Source organism: Bartonella sp. AA2SXKL, assembly GCF_042197205.1.
Taxonomy (GTDB): Bacteria; Pseudomonadota; Alphaproteobacteria; order Rhizobiales; family Rhizobiaceae; genus Bartonella.
In genome coordinates, this window is sequence record NZ_JBHIRN010000008.1 from 77,407 (window position 1) to 97,856 (window position 20,450).

The following is a 20,450-nucleotide window of genomic DNA, read 5'->3' on the forward strand; positions in this document are numbered from 1 at the left end:
AGATGTATGAATATTGAGAAAGATCTTCGATTTCATGAAAGTGAACCTCGTATCCATACGACAGCGCGGCTGCATGGTTGTAAATTAGGGCGCTATGTGGAAATTAATGAGCGGGTGATTTTACGGGATGTAACCGTTGGAGATTTTTCTTATTTAGAGCGTAATAGTGAGGCTATTTATAGCGATATTGGGCGTTTTTGTTCTATTGCATCTCATGTACGGATGAATGCGTTGGAGCATCCTATGGAGCGCGTTTCAACGCATAAAATAACCTATCGTCCAAACGAATATTTTCGTTATATGGCATTAGATAGTGGTTTTCGTGAAAGGCGTTGTGCAAAACGTGTTATTATTGGGCATGATGTGTGGATTGGACATGGTGCGGTTATTATGCCTGGAGTGACAATTGGTCATGGCGCTATCATTGGCGCGAACGCTGTTATAACGAAAGATGTTATGCCTTATACGATTGTCGTTGGGGTGCCTGCTAAGCGATTGCGGATGCGTTTTCCCAATCATGTGATAGAATGCCTTTTAAATATGGCTTGGTGGGATTGGCCACTTGATAAAATTCACGACGCATTGCCTGATATGCAAAATCTGCCCATTGAAGCCTTTGTTCGTAAATGGAAATGATAGTCAGAATAAAACAAAGTGGTTTCTTGAAAAAACTGATCGTGGTTTACTTGTAATTAAGCTTTGTTTACAAAATTGTCTAGTACACGCTTTTCTCCGGCTTTTTCGAACATTATTGTCAATTTATGATCGTCTATTGCTGTAATATAACCATAGCCAAATTTTATGTGAAAAATCCGATCATTGACAGAAAAATCTGATGGTGCATGAGAGATTGATTGAGAGATAACTTTCCCTTCAATATTCTTGTTTTTTTGTGCACGCTTTTGTCTTGCTGTTGCATAGTCAGTATAAAAGGAATCGTGATGTTGAAAGGAAGATTTTCCATAACCACCATAGGATGTTTCCATTTCTACAACTTCTATATGTTCTGCTGGTAATTCATCTAGAAAACGGGAGGGAAGAGCAGGTTGCCAAAGTCCATGAATTCTTCGATTCGATACAAACCATATATGCAAATGTTTTTTTGCTCTTGTTAGACCTACGTAAGCAAGACGCCGTTCTTCTTCTAATCCTGAACGTCCACCTTCATCTAATGAGCGCTGGTGGGGAAAGAGTCCTTCTTCCCAACCTGGAAGAAAAACTGTTTCAAATTCAAGTCCTTTGGCTGAATGAAGTGTCATGATGTTGACTGCATCCATATTTTCATTATTTTCCGTTTCCATAACGAGTGCAACATGTTCCAAAAAACTTTGAAGATTTTCAAATTGTTCCATGGAACGAATCATTTCTTTAAGATTTTCTAGTCTTGTAGGAGCCTCTGGTGAGCGATCTTCTAACCACATGGTTGTATAACCAGAATCATCAAGGACGATCTCGGCAAGTTCTCTATGAGGAGTGTCTTGAAGCATATTTTGCCAGCGGCGGAAGTTTTCAATGAGGCTTCGTAACGCACTGCGTGCCTTAGGCTTTAATTCATCTGTTTCAATGATGTCTGCGGCAGCAGAAAAGAGAGGAACAGCACGTGCACGTGCACTCTCATAAAGAATGCGCAGGGTTGCATCTCCTATGCCGCGTTTGGGTGTATTAATAACACGCTCAAAAGCTAAATCATCAGTAGGTTGGACAACAACGCGTAAATAAGCCATGGCATCACGTATTTCCATTCGCTCATAAAAACGAGGACCACCAATGATGCGATAATTAAGGCCAAGTGTTACAAAGCGATCTTCAAATTCACGCATTTGAAATGATGCGCGTACCAATATAGCCATATGATTTAATGCATGACCGGTTTGTTGTGCGCGTTCGATTTCTTCTCCGATTGCTCGTGCTTCTTCTGCCGAATCCCATGCTGAATGAATTTTTACCTTTTCTTCCTCACTCTTTATTTGAGCAGAAAAAAGGACTTTTCCCAGTCTTTCTTCATTATGAGCAATGAGATGGGAGGCGGTTTTAAGAATATGAGATGTTGAGCGATAATTGCGTTCTAGACGAATAATTTTAGCAGAAGGAAAATCTTTTTCAAAACGTAATATGTTTTCGACTTTTGCACCACGCCATCCATAAATGGATTGATCATCATCGCCAACACAACAAAGATTAACATGTTGACCTTGAGGATGTTGGGCCAAAAGCCGAAGCCAAAGATATTGTGCTGTATTTGTATCTTGATATTCATCGACAAGAATATAACGAAATTGAGAATGATATTCGCGAAGAATATCTGGATTATGTTGGAAGATAGAGATAGAATGAAGTAGAAGGTCACCAAAATCACAAGCATTAAGATCTTTTAATCGATTTTGATAACTGTGATAAAGTTCACGTCCCATGCCGTTACCAAAGGAATGAGCATCACTTTTTGAGATATGTTTTGGTGAAAGTCCTTGATTTTTCCAAGAATCAATCATCATGGCAAGGTTTCGTGCGGGCCAACGCTTATCGTCTAATCCTTCAGCTTGAATAAGTTGTTTTAAAAGTCGAAGAACATCATCGCTATCAAGAATTGTAAAGTTTCTTTTTAAATCAACAAGCTCTGCGTGACGGCGTAAAATTTTAGCTCCAGTGGAATGAAAGGTTCCAAGCCAAGGCATACCTTCAACAACTTCTCCAATAAGTTCACCAATACGTATTTTCATTTCACGTGCTGCTTTGTTGGTGAAAGTGACAGCAAGTATTTGCTGAGGAGAAGCAAGTCCAGAGCGTAAAATGTGAGAAATACGGGTTGTTAAAACGCGCGTTTTTCCTGTACCAGCACCTGCAAGAACTAAAAGAGGCCCCTCAGTATTCATAACAGCTTGTTGCTGTTCTGGATTGAGTTGTTCTAAATAGTCTGTGTTATATGATTTTTGTTCTTTTAGAGTATGGGAGAAAAAACCAGAGCTCTTCTTATCATGGTCTGGAGGGGAATCTTCTTCAAAGAAAGGTATGGTATGATCAGAAAAATTACTCATTATCTCTCTTTTGTAGTCTTTTTTTTATTGAAGTTCTAGATTAAAAAAACTTCTCTTAAAAAGTCACAACAGTTTCAGTTGAACAGACAGAAAGAGAACGTAAAAAATAAGCACAAACATTAAAGGCGTTGGGTGAGAACGCTTTGAAGGGCATAAACGCGTAACGAAGCCGAAAGATTTACTTGTTGTGGTCTTTTGCTATCAATATCGGTAATAATAAAGGCTAAAGATTGTCCTTTTTTGCGGGCTATATCTTTTAGAATATCTAAAAATGGTGGTTCTAAAGAGACGCTTGTTGCGTGTCCATCAACGCGAACAGATATCTTTCGTGGAATGACTTTTGACCAATCGATAGAATTATTTTCGTGCATTTTTCCACCTTTATTCGTCGTTTCGCAAACGATTTTGATCAAGAAATTTTTGCATTTTTAAAGATTTTTGCTGCTCAAAATTTTTTTCAGTTTTTGTTCGTCCAAAACGATAACGATTTTGTTCAGCACAAAGAGATTTTTCTGTACGTTTTTTTTGTTTTCGAAATTGGCGAAGATTAATCAATTCAGTCATGAGAAAAATTATTTTTTCCGAAAGGAATCTAAAGAGACAACATCAGCACTTTGATTTTGTTTTGCATCGTTATTTAAAGGTTCTTTATTTGTACTGAGATTTTGTTCTTTTGTAAGCGTATTTTCTTTTTTTTGTTTGTTTGATAAGGTAATAGGCGTCGTTGAGGTATTTTCTGAATTTTCACTTTCTCCAGAGGTCAGATTTGAGGGCAGATCAAATGCTGCTTCAAATGCTGCTACAGGATCGTAAAAGACCTGAATGGAAGTAAAAGGAATCACGAGCTTTTCGGTTATTTCCCTGAAAGAGAGAGTTACTTCGAAAGCTGTTTCTGAAACACTGAGATCTCTAAATTGATGTTGTAAGACGATTGTCATTTGCTCGGGATAGCGATTTTTTAGCCGAGGAGAAATTTTAACGCCTAGGGCATTTGTCAAAAAAGTTATAAAAAAATGATGATTCCCCGGAAGACCTGCTTTGGCAACTTCCGATAAAACTTTACGGATAACTCCACGAAGCGCATCCTGAACGAGAATATCGTAACGGATTTGATCTTTAACCATCGAAGTTTATTCCTTTTATTTCACGTAGCAGAATGGGGCGTATTGATATTGTGTGACAGAATATATTTTAAATTAGCAGATTTTTTCTACGATGCACCTCAATAAATCGAATAAATACGAAACTCTATGGTAAATAATGTCTGATAATGTCTGAAAGATCAATCAACAACATTTAAAAAAGTGAAGGCTTCTGTTGCCAGGTGCCTCCGAACCCCGCTTAAACCTGCGACGGTTTAAGACTTAAATTGAAACATTCACACCACCTTAAGCGGCGAGACGTGCTTCCGCATAGTTGTCATTTGCAACTACTCATTTAGCCCGATAACGGTGGTACAATGCCGAGTAAAAGAGCGATCTTTACACCCTTGTCGATCCTATTTCGCCCCCACCAAAATATAATTTTGGTTTCTTATATTTTGGTGGAGGCGCCGGGTACCGCCCCCGGGTCCAATAGGTTTATTTCACCGTCCATTTATTACCATAGCTGGTGAACCAGCCCTCTAAATATAGATGAAGAACAGTCTTAGGAAAAGGGGGGTTGTTAATATTTTTAATCCTCTAATTATTTATGGAGCTATATGATGCGGCTGTAAAGTATAGTCCGCTCATTTTTGGAGAGGAGATGATGCAAAATGACAAATAATCTAGCAGATATTAAACTATATGATTTAAATCCCGATGAAGCAGCAGTAGAACGACTTAGCCGTCGTTTAGCTTTAGTGATGAAAAATAAGGATGCAGCGCTTGTTGCTACATCGGATCCAAAAGAGTTAGAACGTGTTGAAAAATGGGTTCAACATGTTTTAGAAGCCGATGAGAAGAGTGCTAAAATGGCTGTTTCAAAAGTGGCTGAGATGATGTCTGGAGAGCGTAGAAAAAGTCGTGTGACTTTTTATTATCTAGTTGCTAAGCAACTTAATGCACTTCATAAAATTTAAACAATATTAAATTTGTGATAATGATAAAAAAAAGCCCAATTTCTTGGGCTTTTTCGTTGATAAAAAGGGTTAATGTTTTTCATCCTCTTGGAGGTAGCCTCCTTTACGCATACTCGGGACAAAGAGAAGAGCAATGAATGCCATGATCATCACGACGGTTATATAAAAATAAAAGAGTGATTCATGACCGTACTTTTTTAATCCAAGCGCAACGTATTCAGCAGAACCACCAAATAAGGCGTTGCCAATGGCATGAGAGATGCTAACGCCTAATGCGCGTATTGAAGAGGGAAACATTGCTGATTTGACGACACCAGAGATGGATGTATACATGCTCATAATGAAGAGCAAGCCAATAATGACGGAAAAGGCAACCCATATACTATGCGTATTACCGATTATCCAGAGTCCAGGAAATGTAAAGATGACAGAGAGTATACTCCAAATGATAAGTAAAGTTTTTGTTCCAATTTTATCGGCTATGATACCAGCTATGGGTTGGAATAGGATGAAAATAAATAGTACAGCTGTCATAATCGTTGTTGCGGTATGTTTATCAAAGCCGGTGGTTGTGATCAGATATTTTTGCATATAAGTCGTAAAGGTGTAAAATGTGAGTGATCCTCCTGATGCAAAGCATGCAATTACGACAACGGCTTTTGTATGCTTGGTGAGAAGTTCCTTAAGACTGCCAGAGTGTTTGTGAGAGCGGCTTTCTTTCGTGGTTGTTTCGTGGAGAGAACGACGCAGATAAATCGCAATCACTGCCCCGAAACCACCAATCACAAAAGGAATGCGCCATCCCCATGCTTTTAACTGATCTTCAGAGAGATAAGATGCTAGAATAAATATAATGAAGCTGGCAAGAAGTTGACCTGTAATAAGGGTAGCTGATTGGAAAGAAGCAAAAAGCCCACGATGTTTTTTGAGGGCAACTTCGCTCATATAAGTGGCTGCTGTACCATATTCACCACCTGCTGAAAGTCCTTGCATCATCCGAGCTAAAAGTAAAAGGATTGCTGATGTTACTCCTAAGGTTTCATAGGTGGGAAGTATGGCGATGAAAAAAGAGCCACCACACATCATAAAAATGGATATAAGCATCGAGCGTTTACGTCCATAACGATCGGCGACAAACCCTAAAAACCAAGCTCCAATAGGGCGCATAAGAAAGCCAATAAAAAACACACCTGCGGTTTTTAACAGTGGCGTAATCGTATCACCATCGGAGGGAAAGAATTGTGATGCAAAATAAATTGATGCAAATGAGTACACGTAAAAATCATACCATTCTACGAGATTTCCTGATGCGCTTGCTATAATAGCAAAAACACGTTTTCTTGCATCCTGTGATGCTGAAGTTGTTTCATTTTTCATGAATTGTTCCCCTTTTGGATTTATAGTTCATATTTTCTAAACATAATTGTTTATGATTTCCAGAAAAATTCAATGGTATTATAACAATTTCTTAGGGAAACTCTTTAAGATGATTTATTAGAGTTATGTTGTCATTCGTTTTAAGATTTTTACTTGTGTTATAGAATAAAAAGTTATCACGTTGCATTTAAAGGGAGAGAACATTGAAAAGTAGATCAAGATACCTTTAAACTTTATGATAAGAATGCAATATTGGCATCATACCGGAAGATCATAGAAGAGATGGTCTTTATGAGCAGAAAGCCCCAAAACTGAAAATATTTCATAAAGCTTAAATAATGTAAAAGGGGATTTTGTGTCCTCACTTATCTTATTGTATCATAACACATCATCATTTAGGAGGGTGAGGTAAGCCTCAGATAAGGTTTTCCGTATGAGGTGTTTTTTAGATATCGTGATAAATATTTAGGGTAGGGCTGCCCATAGAATCTTATCAAGTAAATTACATAAAGAGGGCAGTAACTATAGACAATTTAAGAGAAACTGAGTTGTTTGTAAGACGAATGCGGGGCGAGCTTTTCGTTCTTTACTAGGGTGGAGAGGGGATCAAAAAAAGCCCAATTTCTTGGGCTTTTTTATCCAGAAAATAAGTTTAATGAAGTCTATCGTCTTTATCGAGATATCCTCCTTTATCTATATCGGGCATAAGAAGAATAGAAATGAGTGCAATGACCATCATACCAACGATGTAAAAAAAGAAAACAGATTCGTATCCCATATTTTTTAATCCAAGCGCTACATATTCAGCAGAACCGCCAAAGAGTGCGTTGCCAATGGCAAAAGCAAATCCAACACCAATTGCTCGGATTGAAGCAGGGAACAATTCTGCTTTTATGATACCAGCAATGGACGTATAAAAACTCATAACACAGAGTATTCCAATAATAATTAAGAGTGCTGTCCATGGATTATGGGCATTACCGATCATTTTAAGTACAGGAATGGTGCAGATAATGGATAATGCCCCCCAACTAATGAGTGAAGCTCTTGCTCCAATTTTATCGGCTAGGGAACCAAAAAGGGGTTGGAGTAGCACAAAAACAAAGAGGGCGGCAGTCATTATCGTTGTTGCGGTTTGTTTATCAAAACCAGTGGTTGTGATCAGATATTTTTGCATATAAGTGGTGTATGTATAAAATGTGAGAGATCCACCAGCTGTAAAGCCAACAACCAAAAAGAAAGCTTTTTTATGATTACGAAAAAGTTCTTTAAGACTACCAGCGTGTTGTTCAGAGCGGCTTTTGAGGGTTGTTGTTTCATGAAGCAAGCTACGCAGATAAATTGCAACGATTGCTCCAAAGCCACCAATGACAAAGGGAATACGCCATCCCCATGCTTTTAACTGATCCTCGTTAAGGTAAATGGCTAAAATAAATATTATAAAACTTGCCAGAAGTTGACCTGAGATCGTTGTTGCATATTGAAAAGAAGCAAAGAGACCACGACGATTTTTGGGCGCAACTTCACTCATATACGTTGCTGCTGTACCATATTCACCGCCAACGGAAAGCCCTTGAAACATACGGACTAAAAGGAGAAGAAATGCTGCTGTTATTCCCAAGGTTTTATAAGTGGGAAGTATGGCAATGAGAAAAGAGCCACCACACATCATAAAAACAGAAATAAGCATTGAGCGTTTACGTCCATAACGATCCGCAATGTATCCAAAGAGCCATGCTCCAATTGGACGCATAAGAAAGCCAATAAAAAAGATTCCTGCCGTTTTTAACAGTTGTGTAACAATATCTTCATCTTCAGGAAAAAATTGTGAGGCAAAATAAACCGATGCAAAGGAGTAAGCATAAAAGTCGTACCATTCTACCAGATTTCCTGATGCGCTGGATATGATAGCAAAAATACGTTTCCTTGTATCATGTGGATCTAAAGTTGTTTGATTATTCATGAAGTATTCCCCTTTTAGATTTATAACTTTTCTTCTTTTTAAAGCTATTTACGATGTGCATTATAAAAACGCCATTGTATCATGATAATTTTTTAGGGAAACATAAAGATTTTTTCTAGAGCTATCAGTGGTGTTTTGGGCTCATGGTGTTGTTACATTGCGTAAATCATACGCTTTTTACTATCCTTAAGGAAATATTATTTTTTGTTTGATTGTGAATTATTTGCATATGCAGAGTGTTTATGAAGATATGATACTCTTTAGTTTATATGCTTGATGCTGTTTCGTAAAATGATGTTATTGACTATTTCATGCGAGGTTGGTGTATCTGTTAAAATACTTTTTAGGAATGAGCTTAAGTGTTAAGGGGGAGTACAATATTAAGAGTTCATCAAAAGTATAATGATAGCGGCTTGCACTTTTATTAAGTGTAAAGAGAGTAATGTTCATGTTTATATTTTACGGGGCTTTTACGTTATGTCATTCACGGGTGCCGTTGTGAAATGGAGTTGGGTGCATTGAGAAATGTTTCTCAAAAAAGTGTGCGAATTCATAATATAATGGTATTTTCTATTTTCATGAAAGAATTTGTTTTGCATGAGGGGTACCATTAAGAACGTATTAAACAAAATCATGAGTGTAATCTTTATTATTGATAAAATTATCTTGAAAGATAATCACTTTTCTTCGATTTTGAGTGGGCATGGGAATATTAAAATAAATCAAACGTTTTTTATCTTCAGTGAATTAAATTCAGCTAAAGAAGTATTTATTACATAATAATATGAAGCCATTTATTTTTATAAGCGGCGTGTGCAGGAGGGAACATTGCTTCTTTAGAGTGTTTGAAGGGATAAAAAATTGTGAGCTTTAAACTTCTATCGGAAAGAATATAAAAAAGCCCAGTACTCTGGGCTTTTTTGTTAAAATCCTTGTTTGTTAACATTAAAGGTTAATGAATATCGTCTCCTTGTAAATACCCTTTTTTGCGAGCATCTGGCATTAAGAGAACAGCAATGAATGCAATAATCATCATGCCGGTTATATAAAAATAGAAGACAGATTCATATCCAAGATCTTTTAATCCAAGTGCGACATATTCAGCAGAACCGCCAAACAGTGCGTTGGCAATAGCATAAGAGAGCCCAACTCCTATTGCTCGTACTGAAGCAGGAAACATTTCTGATTTTACAATGCCAGAGATAGATGTATAAAAGCTCATAATGCAGAGCATTCCAGTAATGACTGATAAAGCAATCCATGTACTATCAGTACTACCAATCATATTAAGTCCAGGAATGGTAAAGATAATAGATAAGACACTCCAAATAAGGAGTGAAGTTCTTGTTCCAATTTTATCTGCAAGAGCACCAAAGAGGGGTTGGAGTAACATGAAAACAAAGAGTGCAGCTGTCATGATTGTTGTGGCTGTATGTTTATCAAAGCCAGTGGTTGTGATCAGATATTTCTGCATGTAAGTCGTATAGGTGTAGAATGTGAGCGATCCTCCAGCTGTAAAGCCAATAACCAGAAAGAAAGCTTTTCGGTGGTTGCTCAGAAGTCCCCTAATACTACCAGCTTGTGCACTAGAACGACTTTCTTTGGTCGTTGTCTCATGGAGTGTGCGGCGTAGATAAATCGCAACAATTGCGCCGCATCCACCAATGGCAAATGGAATACGCCAGCCCCACGCTTTTAGCTGATCTTCGGTGAGATAAAGCGCTAAAATGAATATAACGAGACTGGCTAGAAGTTGACCTCCAATCAGTGTGGTATATTGGAAAGAGCTAAAAAATCCGCGGCGATTTTTGAGGGCGATTTCGCTCATATAAGTTGCTGTTGTACCATATTCACCACCGACAGAAAGCCCCTGAAGCATTCTGAGTAAAAGTAAAAGAATTCCTGCTGCCATTCCAATGGTTTCATAGGTAGGAAGTAGGGCGATTAAGAACGAACCACCACACATCATAAAAACAGAGATAAGCATTGAGCGTTTGCGTCCGTAACGATCGGCAATGAAGCCAAAAAGCCATCCGCCGATTGGGCGCATAAGAAAACCAATAGCAAAAACACCCGCCGCTTTTAAAAGTTGCGTAACGTCATTGCCATCTGAGGGAAAGAATTGTGATGCAAAATAAATAGATGTAAAGGAATAAACATAAAAGTCATACCATTCTACTAGATTACCTGATGCACTGGACACGATAGCCCAGATACGTTTTCTTGTATCATGTGGTTTTAAAGCTTCTTGTTTTTCCATAGTCGATCCCTTTATTTGATGTTCATCCATCTTTGTTCATTTATGTCATTTTTTTAGAAGCTGTCTATAGTATTTTATCTTTTGCATCAAAAATTTAGTTAGATCATGATAATTTCTTGTGTAAGATGTTTTTGGAAAAAGATTTGAATTATGTTTGTACGGATTTTACAGTTTTTATTTTCTATAATAAGAAGAATCGGACATAATACCCTCATGAAATCATATCTTGCTCTTTTATCTCATGTTTTAAATCAGGGTATTGATCGGACAGATCGAACGGGTGTTGGAACGCGATCTATCTTTGGATATCAGATGCGTTTTGATTTACAAGCAGGATTTCCGTTGTTGACAACAAAGAAACTACACTTACGTTCAATTATTTATGAACTTTTGTGGTTTCTTAAAGGCGATACAAATATCGCTTGGTTGAAAGAGCATGGTGTGTCAATTTGGGACGAGTGGGCTGATGAAAAGGGAAATCTTGGTCCTGTTTATGGTTATCAGTGGCGTTCTTGGCCCGCTCCTGATGGACGCCATATTGATCAAATTAACAATCTTTTAACGATGATTAAGGAGACGCCAGATTCTCGTCGCTTGATTGTATCAGCTTGGAATCCTGCATTAATAGAGGAAATGGCGTTGCCTCCGTGTCATTGTCTTTTTCAATTTTACATTGCGGAGGGGAAATTATCTTGTCAACTTTATCAGCGTTCGGCGGATATTTTCTTAGGTGTTCCATTCAATATTGCATCCTACGCATTGCTAACGATGATGATTGCGCAAGTAAGCGGTCTTAAAGTAGGCGATTTTATTCATACTCTGGGAGATGCTCATCTTTATTCTAATCATTTTGAACAGGCAAAATATCAATTGTCTCGTAGACCAAATGCTTTGCCATGTATGCGCATAAATCCAGCGGTAACAGATCTTTTTTCTTTTCAATTTGAGGATTTTGAGTTGCTTAATTATGAAGCACAACCCCATATTAAAGCGCCGGTAGCAATATGACGATTTCCATTTGTTTAATTGCTGCTGTTGCAGAAAATGGTGTTATCGGTCGTGAAGGTGTAATGCCGTGGCATTTATCAACGGATTTGCAACGCTTTAAAGCTTTGACATTGGGTAAGCCCATTGTTATGGGGCGAAAAACTTGGGATTCTATTGGGAGACCTTTACTAGGGCGTACAAATATCGTTATTACACGTGATTGTACCTTTTGTGCTGAAGGGGCTGTTGTTGCTCACTCTTTATCGCAAGCTTGTTCTCTTGCAACAAATGTTGCTTCTCAAAATGATGTAGAGGAAATTTTTATTATTGGTGGTGGTGAAATTTTTCAACAAGGGTTGCATATGGCTGATAAAATATTCCTTACAGAAGTTTTAGCTTCTATAGAAGGTGATAGTTTTTTTCCTGTTTTTGATAAAGAAAAGTGGACTATTGTGCAAACACAAGATATTCCAAAAGGGGATAAAGATAGTCATCCGACACGTTTTGTTGTTTATGAGCGGAAATAATTTTTTGTAATATGAAGTGGAAGGGTTTATCAGTTGTATTGTAATGAGGTAAGAGACACCCTATAAGATCAAGCAAATGGTTGGTGTTCGAGTAGTGGTAATCAGTTAAAGAGGTGATAATGCCCTGGACAAATCAAAATGGTGGTGGCCCGTGGAGTGGCGATAAAAACAGTGGTGACAAAAAAACACCAGCTAAGAATCTCTTTGGTTCTGGTGGCGGTAATGGTGGCGAAAATGGTCCTAATCTTAATGAAATTTTGCGCAAAGGGCAGGATCAATTTAAACAATTCGGGAGAAGCAGTTTTTCTGTTTTATTCCTTCTGCTTATTGTGTTTTTTTGGCTATACCAGTCAATTTATATTGTTCAGCAAAATGAACAAGCGGTAGAGTTGCGCTTTGGCATCCCTAAAGAAGGCATTATTGGTGATGGGTTGCATTTTCATTTTTGGCCAATTGAGACCTATATGAAAGTCCCTTTAACGGAAAAAACAATCGCGATTGGTGGGAAGCCCGGTCAGGCGCAACAAAGTGATGGTTTAATGCTTTCGAGTGATCAAAATATCGTTAATGTTAATTTTTCCGTTTATTATCGGATTTCATACCCTAGTCAGTTTTTATTCAATGTGAATGATCAAGAGGGAACTGTCCGCCAAGTTGCTGAGAGTGCAATGCGTGAGGTCATTGGTTCGCGGCCGGTTGATGATGTTTTACGCGACAAGAAAGAAGAAGTTGCTAATGACGTTAGAAAGATTATCCAGTTGACTGTGGATAAATATCAACTTGGTGTCGAAATAAGCCGTGTTTCTATCAGTGAAGCTGCTCCTCCGACAAAGGTTGCTGCTGCGTTTAATTCTGTTCAGCAGGCGGAGCAGGAACGTGGAAGAATGATTGAAGAGGGGAATCGTGTTCGTTTTACGAAAATTGGTTTAGCAAATGGTGAAGCTTCACGCACACGGGAAATCGCAAAAGGTGAAAAGGCACAAATGGTTGAAGAGGCAACAGGGCGTGCTGAACGTTTTCAGGCGATAGCTCGAGAGGCTGCGATTTCACCAGAAGCTGCTCGCTACCGTCTCTATATGGAGACGATGGGGCGAATTCTTTCTTCACCAAATAAGCTGGTTCTTGATCAGGCAAATTCTCCAGCGGTGCCTTATTTACCTTTGAATGAATTGTTGCGTAGCAAGTCATCGGAAAAAGTAAAGGCAACAGCAGCGCGTCCTGCGTTACTCTTAGATTCTCGTATTTCTGGAGGAGATTAATTATGCAGCAATCTCGCTTTTTGTTTGTTTTTAGTGCTATAGTGTTTGTTTTGATGATTTTGTGGATGTCCGTATTTATCGTCTATCCTCGTCAACAAGTAGCAATTAAGCGTTTTGGACAAATTGTTCAGGTAGAATCTAATCCTGGAATCTATTTCAAGGTGCCCTTTATCGATAAGATGATCATTGTTGATAATCGGTTATTGCGTTACGATGTTCCTACACAATCTGTACAGGTTCGTGGTGGTGCGTATTATGAGGTGGATGCGTTCTTTATTTACCGTATTACAGATCCTAAGTTGTTTTTACAGCGCATTGCTTCTGGGCGTCCACAAATTGCGGCACGTGAAAACCTTGCACCACGGTTTATTGACGCTTTGCGTGCTGTTTATGGTAAGCGAGAATTTAAAGCAGCCTTATCGGATGAACGAGGCGCGATGATGGCTGAAGTACAGAAGCAATTTTCTGTAGATGCAGGCTCGTTGGGTATTACCATTGTTGATGTGCGTATTCGTAAAACCGATTTGACTGATGCTGTTTCAGAAGATGTCTATCGGCAAATGGCAGCTGAACGTGAAGCTGCTGCGGAAAATATCCGGGCTCGTGGTCAGCAGGAGCGAGATCGTATTGTGGCAGAAGCTAATCGTGAATATGAAGAAATTGTAGCAGCTGCAAAGCGTGATGCTGAAATTACCCGTGGTGAAGGTCAAGCTGAAAGTATTCGTCTTCTATTGAATGCGAGGGAGGCTAATCCGTCTTTTTACGATTTTTGGTTGGCGATGGAACAATACAAGAATTTAGAGAAAACACCGATGGTGATTTCTCCAAATGAGGATTTCTTTTTCTATTTTCGTAATCCGCCGCAGGCAAATAAAGCATTCTTACCGACAATGAATACTGGCCTCAGTAAAACTGATCCAAAATCGGGAGAGAATAGATAAAATAATGGATTGCAGATACGAGATTTTGCATGAAAAGAATGATCTGTGACCATTTTCTTTTATGGTAAAAGTGGTAGAGAGTATCGAGCCGTGCTGGTTTTACGTAGATAAATTTAGTGGGGCTCTTTGCATCTTTGATTAAAGGCATGTCATGGATAGAAGTATCGTGAGTAAAAATACGTTTTTAAAGTTTTTTATCACAAGAGTTGTTTTTTGTGTGACTTTGTTTCTATCAGGATCAGTGAGTTTGTCTTGGGGAGCCGAGACAAGCAAGGCATTGCTTTCTATTCCTGATTTAGCTTCTGAGCTTTTGGAAACAGTTGTGAATATTTCCACGGCGCAGACTGTTGAAGGAACAGAACAGGATGCAAACACCTCGGTACCCGTTATCCCAAAAGATTCATTGCTGGAGGAATATTTCAGTGATTTTTTTACACCCAAGGATGGTCAAAAAGATAGTCAATTTCAAAAGGTGCGTTCTTTAGGCTCTGGTTTTGTGATTGATGCGCAAAAAGGGATTATTGTTACAAATTATCATGTTATTGTAGATGCTGATGATATTGAAGTTAATTTTACGGATGGTACAAAACTAAAGGCAAAGCTTCTTGGAAAGGATAGCAAAACTGATTTGGCGTTGCTTCAAGTCGATGCAGGAAGTAAAAAATTAAAAGCTGTGCGTTTTGGTGACTCAGAAAAAGCACGTATTGGTGACTGGGTTATGGCTATTGGTAATCCTTATGGTTTTGGTGGAAGTGTGACGGTTGGTATTATTTCTGCACGTAACCGTGATCTTAATGCTGGTCCCTATGATAATTTTATTCAAACAGATGCAGCAATTAATCGGGGAAATTCTGGTGGGCCGTTATTTGATAGAAATGGTGAAGTCATTGGCATTAATACAGCAATTGTTTCACCTTCGGGAGGATCTATCGGTATTGGATTTGCTATTCCATCGGATATGGCTCTTTCTGTTATCAATCAATTGCGTGATTTTGGAGAAATAAGGCGTGGTTGGTTGGCTATTCGTATTCAGCCGGTAACAGAGGATATTGCAAAAAGTTTAAAATTGGACAATGCTGTGGGAGCATTGGTGGCTGGTAAAATAGAACAGACGGAAGAAAATAATGTAGATAATAGCCAGTTACAAACTGGAGATGTTATTCTTTCCTTTGGTAATTCCAAAATTAAGCATGCACGTGATTTGCCGCGTTTAGTTGCAGAAAGTTCAGAAGGAAAAGTGGTGGACGTTACTATTTTACGCAATGGGCAAGAAGCAACAGTAAAAGTTAAGCTTGGACGTTTGATTGAAACAGATCCAAATGAAGATACAGAAGAAGTTGATGATAAAAAAAATCAAGATCTGTCGAAAAACGTGACAATGCAATTTATGGGAATGACGTTATCTGAACTGACAGAGGATTTGCGTCATCGTTATTCAATTTCAGATAAACTTCGAGGACTAGTGGTGACATCTGTTGCACAAAATAGTGCCGCGGATAAAAAGCGTATTCGCGTTGGTGAAGTGATTGTTGATATCAATCAGAGTTCTATCACAACAATTGATGAGGCTAAAAAACGTATTCATAAATTACGTGAAGCTGGACGCAAAAATGCTCTATTTATTGTAGCGCGTCCAGATGGAGAGTTACGGTTCGTAACGCTCCTAATGGATTGATCCTTAAAAAATTATTTTTTGTTTTTTATCAGCCTTAGTGTGTGGGATATTTTGCAAGTCAGCCATGTGATGTCCAATATTTCTCAAGCTCATTTCACGATAGAGAGTATGGGGTGTGCAATATAAAATCCATTGGAAATTATTATATCTTTATGCTGAATATCAAAGTATAAATTGGTGTCATCATAGTATTTTTCAGTTCTCAATATTGTAACAGCCTAGACTTTGAAATGCTGCATAAGAGATATTGGTACACCTTTCTTAAGTCCATTTTTATCTCTGCTTGTGATGCGCAAGTAAATGGTATTGATATGATACTTTATGAGGCTCTTATTATAAACCGGCGTAGCATGCTATTTTTATAGGAAAAAATAAAGCTATTTGATTGTATAGATTAAACTTAGTATTATTTTCATAAATGATGACAAAGAGTATATTTTTAATGGCCTTAACGGACAGAATTATTATAGCTGTGGTTTGTTATTGAATTATGATAGCAAAAAATGCTTGGAAATTCCTTTGGTGTTGTTATTAAGTCCATTTTTTCTTTTTTATAAGTTTCATAAGGGGCTTTGTCTTAAGGGGAATTTGTGTTCGTATTTTTGTTTGAAGTATTTACTCTATGATAATGGAGAGAAAATACAGGAAGGCTTTGGGGGTGTCTGCATGTTGCAATAAGTTATTGATTGGGAGAAATTGCTATTCATGACACAGAGAACAGTTACATTAATAGCAGGGCCAACGGCAAGTGGGAAGTCAGAACTTGCCTTGCAAATGGCTCAAGAAAAAAATGCTCTCATTATTAATACTGATTCAATGCAGGTTTATGATGTTTTAAATATTTTAACGGCACGGCCGAGGGAGGCTGACACCGCGATTGTTCCCCATTATCTTTATGGTCATGTGAGTCCTACTTTGAACTATTCAGTAGGGCAATGGTTGTGTGATGTCGAGAAGCTATTGGCTACTTTTTCTTTAAGATCAGTTATTTTTGTTGGTGGAACAGGACTTTATTTTCGTGCTCTTTTAGAGGGGATTTCGGAAATCCCTCATGTTCCAGATGTTGTGCGGCAGAAGTGGCGTTTGCTGCTTGATAAAGAGGGACCTGAAAGTCTTTATCGCCAGTTGTTGCAGATTGATGCTGTTGTTGCTGAAAAAATTTCTTCGCACGATAGACAGCGTATTGTACGTGCTTTGGAAGTTTATGATGCAACCGGTAAGTCGCTCAGTTGGTGGCAGAAACAAAAAACAACACCTCTCATTGCGCCAAATTTGACCGAAAAAATTCTTCTCATGCCACCACGTCCTCTGCTTTATGAACGTATTCATAAACGCTTGGATTCTATGATTGAAAGAGGAGCTTTAGAAGAAGTGGTGGCTATGAAAAAACTTAAACTTTCCCCTTCTTTACCAGCAATGAAGGCTATTGGTATACCTGAATTTATGGCTTATTTGGATGGATATAGAAGCTTTGAGAATGCTCTTGAAGCGGTAAAAATACAAACGAGGAGATATGCAAAAAGACAAATGACATGGTTTCGTAATCAATTTGATGAAGAATGGATGCTTACTTTTTGATGAAAAACTGGAGCTTTGCAGAAAAATTGCGAAAGATAAAAGATAATTCGTGAAGGAGAAATTTTTTAGAAAATATAATTTTTTATTGACGAATGGTATCAATGGAATTAAAAATCTTTCTATAAGGAATGTTTTTATATACTTTATGCGTTGCAATAGTGGGGTGATCATACAATATGTGTTGTGTAATAGGCTCCTTGGGAGTCTTTTTTTATGGGCTCCGTTAGGGGCTTTTTTATTGTCCTATCAAGTAGGTGAGTGGGAAAAATGAGAAATGATCCAAGAAAGCAAGAGAGTACAGATGGAAAAATAATGTCTGGCGCTGAAATAGTGGTTCAGGCTCTTATAGATCAAGGGGTTAAACATATTTTTGGTTATCCTGGTGGGGCTGTTTTACCTATTTTTGATGTTCTTTATCATCAAGATACACTCCAGCATATTTTAGTGCGCCATGAACAAGCCGCAGGGCATGCAGCTGAAGGCTATGCACGCAGCACAGGGAAGGTAGGGGTTATGCTTGTGACGTCTGGTCCAGGGGCAACGAATGCTGTTACACCTTTGCAAGATGCTCTTATGGATTCGATACCTCTTATTTGTTTTTCTGGGCAGGTGTCAACAACGGTGATTGGAACAAATGCTTTTCAAGAGGCTGATACAGTTGGAATTACAAAGCCTTGTACGAAGCGTAATTGGCTGGTTAAAAATGTCAATGATCTTGCGGCTATTATTCATGAAGCTTTTTTTCTTGCTCAATCAGGTCGTCCTGGGCCGGTTTTGATTGATATTCCTAAGGATGTTCAATTTGCTTCAGGATTTTATAGAGCACCTCAAGTTCAGGAGTCTTTACATTCTTTTCCATCGTTGAAAGGGAATACTAAGGCTATTGAATCTGCCGTTTCTCTTTTAGTTGAGGCAAAACGCCCTATTATTTATTCTGGTGGTGGTGTTATTTCATCGGGGATGAAAGCTATACAGCTTTTACGTAATTTGGTTCAATTGGGGGATTTTCCGATTACTTCAACATTAATGGGACTTGGTGCTTATCCTGCTTCCGGTAAAAATTGGCTTGGAATGCTTGGAATGCATGGAACCTATGAGGCTAATATGGCCATGCATGATTGTGATGTCATGTTAGCTGTTGGAGCACGATTTGATGATCGTATCACCGGGCGCCTTGATGCATTTGCACCTCATGCGCGTATTATTCATATTGATATTGACCCTTCTTCTATCAATAAAATTGTAAAAGCAGAAGTTCCAATTATTGGTGATGTGGCTTGTGTTTTAGGAGATATGACGCAACTCTTAAAGATACAGCAACCAGCGTTTAACAGTGAAGTCCGTGAGGCGTGGTGGACGCAAATTAACCGTTGGAAAGCTCGTAATTCATTGGCATATGCGGAGAAAAAAGATGTCATTATGCCGCAATATGCTCTTGAACGACTTTATGCTCTGACCAAAGATGTCTGTCCTTATATTACAACAGATGTTGGACAACACCAGATGTGGGCAGCGCAGTATTATCACTTTGATGAACCAAAACACTGGATGACTTCTGGTGGTCTTGGAACGATGGGATATGGTTTACCTGCTGCTATAGGTGTTCAAATAGCGCATCCTGATGCGCTTGTTGTGTGTATTTCTGGTGATGCCTCCATTCAGATGAATATTCAAGAGCTTGCAACAGCTATTCAGCATGACACACCGGTGAAAATTTTCATTTTAAATAATCAGTATATGGGAATGGTCCGCCAGTGGCAGCAATTGCTGCATGGTAATCGTCTTTCTCATTCTTATACGGAATCTATGCCTGACTTTGTGAAATTGGCACAAGCTTATGGAGCCGTGGGAATTCATTGTTCAAAACCCGATGAACTTGATGATAAAATTCAGCAGATGATTGACTGTGATAAGCCTGTTCTTTTTGATTGTCGTGTTTATCATTTAGAAAACTGTTTTCCTATGATCCCATCGGGATGTGCTCATAATGAGATGTTATTACCCGATGAGGCAAGCGAAGAAGCTATTGCAAATGCTATTTCTTCCGAGGGAAAGATTCTTGTATAAAATGAATACAAAATGGTGAAGGATGGTGATGATGAAGTCTTTGGAGTCTTCATCTCTGTCACTTCTTTGTGGAGAGTTCCTATTATCCTTAGAGCTCATTTTATGATTTTCATTCTTTGTTTAAAGACATGGGGTGTATTATTATTTGTTCATCTAAAAAATGTTATAAGTCGTGTGCACAATTATGTTTGAATTTATTTGTACGCGATGTTTGTTTTTTTAATTCATATGTTCACATTAATAGCTATTTCGTTGCATTTTTTAGATAATACATTGAATTATCTGTTATAAATTAATTATGTTGTCTCATATATGAATGATTTCATCGTGCAAGAAAAAAAGCCACAGTGCTTGAAGGGTGCAACCATGCAAGCCGTCGTACTTGTGAAAACAATAGAAAAGTTTGTTACTATGTTTTGGTTTTGCATTATGAAATTACTCCAAATAGCTCTTTCAGGGGCTTGATAGGAAAATCCCCTAGCGGTTTGAAAGGAAGGGAAAAAATAACAAAAATCAAATGCAGCCATAGAAAACCAATAGGTCACCATAGCTTATAATCAGGTATGATTATGCGGGAGAAACCTATACATATGAGATGTATCGTCAATATATAAACCAGAATAATACTCAACATCATATCATTATCAGGATATTAACATTGAAAATTAAATACTCTTTCTTTTATTTGTTCTATATATCTATGATTCCATAAATCTGCAGAC

16 protein-coding genes and 1 other RNA gene are annotated in these 20,450 nt (G+C 38.2%); 9 read left to right on the forward strand and 8 right to left on the reverse strand.

Annotated elements, in window-relative coordinates; all coding sequences use genetic code 11:
• Window positions 1–6 precede the first annotated feature (6 nt).
• Window positions 7–636, forward strand: a complete 630-nt coding sequence (locus tag ACFINS_RS06495) for a DapH/DapD/GlmU-related protein (protein WP_375612008.1) — start codon at window positions 7–9, stop codon at window positions 634–636.
• A 56-nt stretch (window positions 637–692) separates the two neighbouring features.
• Here the strand turns inward: ACFINS_RS06495 and ACFINS_RS06500 are convergent, their stop codons facing one another.
• The 5 genes from ACFINS_RS06500 to ssrA all read right to left on the reverse strand — a co-directional run bounded on the left by ACFINS_RS06500 (window position 693) and on the right by ssrA (window position 4,692).
• Window positions 693–3,032 (reverse strand): ATP-dependent helicase, encoded by a 2,340-nt coding sequence (locus tag ACFINS_RS06500; protein ID WP_375705999.1) that lies wholly within the window; start codon window positions 3,030–3,032, stop codon window positions 693–695.
• Window positions 3,033–3,151: 119 nt separating this feature from the next.
• A complete protein-coding gene (locus ACFINS_RS06505) occupies window positions 3,152–3,403 on the reverse strand; it encodes a ribbon-helix-helix domain-containing protein (protein WP_273788067.1) in 252 nt (83 codons plus the stop codon).
• A 10-nt stretch (window positions 3,404–3,413) separates the two neighbouring features.
• Window positions 3,414–3,596 (reverse strand): DUF4169 family protein, encoded by a 183-nt coding sequence (locus ACFINS_RS06510; RefSeq protein WP_375612011.1) that lies wholly within the window; start codon window positions 3,594–3,596, stop codon window positions 3,414–3,416.
• Window positions 3,597–3,604: 8 nt separating this feature from the next.
• Entirely contained in the window at window positions 3,605–4,156 is a 552-nt protein-coding gene (locus ACFINS_RS06515) for an SspB family protein (RefSeq protein ID WP_375650975.1), read from the reverse strand.
• Between the two features lie 179 nt (window positions 4,157–4,335).
• Window positions 4,336–4,692, reverse strand: a transfer-messenger RNA (tmRNA) gene (gene ssrA, locus ACFINS_RS06520).
• A 96-nt stretch (window positions 4,693–4,788) separates the two neighbouring features.
• On the opposite strand from ssrA, the gene ACFINS_RS06525 reads away from it, so the two are divergent.
• Window positions 4,789–5,094 carry a DUF2853 family protein gene (locus tag ACFINS_RS06525; RefSeq protein ID WP_375706000.1) on the forward strand — a complete coding sequence of 102 codons (306 nt, stop codon included), beginning with the start codon at window positions 4,789–4,791 and terminating at the stop codon, window positions 5,092–5,094.
• A 69-nt stretch (window positions 5,095–5,163) separates the two neighbouring features.
• Here ACFINS_RS06525 and ACFINS_RS06530 read toward each other — a convergent pair whose 3' ends face one another.
• From ACFINS_RS06530 to ACFINS_RS06540, 3 genes are all read right to left on the reverse strand, one after another.
• Window positions 5,164–6,471 carry an MFS transporter gene (locus tag ACFINS_RS06530; protein ID WP_375612014.1) on the reverse strand — a complete coding sequence of 436 codons (1,308 nt, stop codon included), beginning with the start codon at window positions 6,469–6,471 and terminating at the stop codon, window positions 5,164–5,166.
• A gap of 652 nt (window positions 6,472–7,123) precedes the next feature.
• Window positions 7,124–8,434 carry an MFS family transporter gene (locus ACFINS_RS06535; RefSeq protein WP_375612015.1) on the reverse strand — a complete coding sequence of 437 codons (1,311 nt, stop codon included), beginning with the start codon at window positions 8,432–8,434 and terminating at the stop codon, window positions 7,124–7,126.
• A gap of 952 nt (window positions 8,435–9,386) precedes the next feature.
• Window positions 9,387–10,694: an MFS family transporter gene (locus ACFINS_RS06540; protein WP_375612016.1), complete on the reverse strand. Its 1,308-nt coding sequence runs from the start codon at window positions 10,692–10,694 to the stop codon at window positions 9,387–9,389.
• A 213-nt stretch (window positions 10,695–10,907) separates the two neighbouring features.
• On the opposite strand from ACFINS_RS06540, the gene ACFINS_RS06545 reads away from it, so the two are divergent.
• The 7 genes from ACFINS_RS06545 (at window position 10,908) to ACFINS_RS06575 (ending at window position 19,728) form a co-directional block, all read left to right on the forward strand.
• Window positions 10,908–11,702, forward strand: coding sequence for a thymidylate synthase (locus ACFINS_RS06545; RefSeq protein ID WP_375612017.1), 795 nt, complete (start codon window positions 10,908–10,910; stop codon window positions 11,700–11,702).
• Entirely contained in the window at window positions 11,699–12,208 is a 510-nt protein-coding gene (locus tag ACFINS_RS06550; RefSeq protein WP_375612018.1) for a dihydrofolate reductase, read from the forward strand. Before ACFINS_RS06545 ends, ACFINS_RS06550 begins: the two co-directional genes overlap by 4 nt.
• 119 nt (window positions 12,209–12,327) lie before the next feature.
• The gene (hflK, locus tag ACFINS_RS06555; RefSeq protein WP_375612019.1) at window positions 12,328–13,467 is read left to right on the forward strand and encodes an FtsH protease activity modulator HflK; all 1,140 of its coding nucleotides are present in this window, start codon (window positions 12,328–12,330) and stop codon (window positions 13,465–13,467) included.
• 2 nt (window positions 13,468–13,469) lie between these two features.
• On the forward strand, window positions 13,470–14,408 hold the full coding sequence (gene hflC, locus ACFINS_RS06560; RefSeq protein WP_375638326.1) for a protease modulator HflC: 939 nt from the start codon (window positions 13,470–13,472) through the stop codon (window positions 14,406–14,408).
• A gap of 151 nt (window positions 14,409–14,559) precedes the next feature.
• Window positions 14,560–16,083, forward strand: a complete 1,524-nt coding sequence (locus ACFINS_RS06565) for a Do family serine endopeptidase (protein WP_375638325.1) — start codon at window positions 14,560–14,562, stop codon at window positions 16,081–16,083.
• 705 nt (window positions 16,084–16,788) lie between these two features.
• Entirely contained in the window at window positions 16,789–17,661 is an 873-nt protein-coding gene (gene miaA / locus ACFINS_RS06570) for a tRNA (adenosine(37)-N6)-dimethylallyltransferase MiaA (RefSeq protein WP_375706001.1), read from the forward strand.
• A 267-nt stretch (window positions 17,662–17,928) separates the two neighbouring features.
• Window positions 17,929–19,728: an acetolactate synthase 3 large subunit gene (locus ACFINS_RS06575; RefSeq protein WP_375706002.1), complete on the forward strand. Its 1,800-nt coding sequence runs from the start codon at window positions 17,929–17,931 to the stop codon at window positions 19,726–19,728.
• Window positions 19,729–20,450 lie beyond the last annotated feature (722 nt).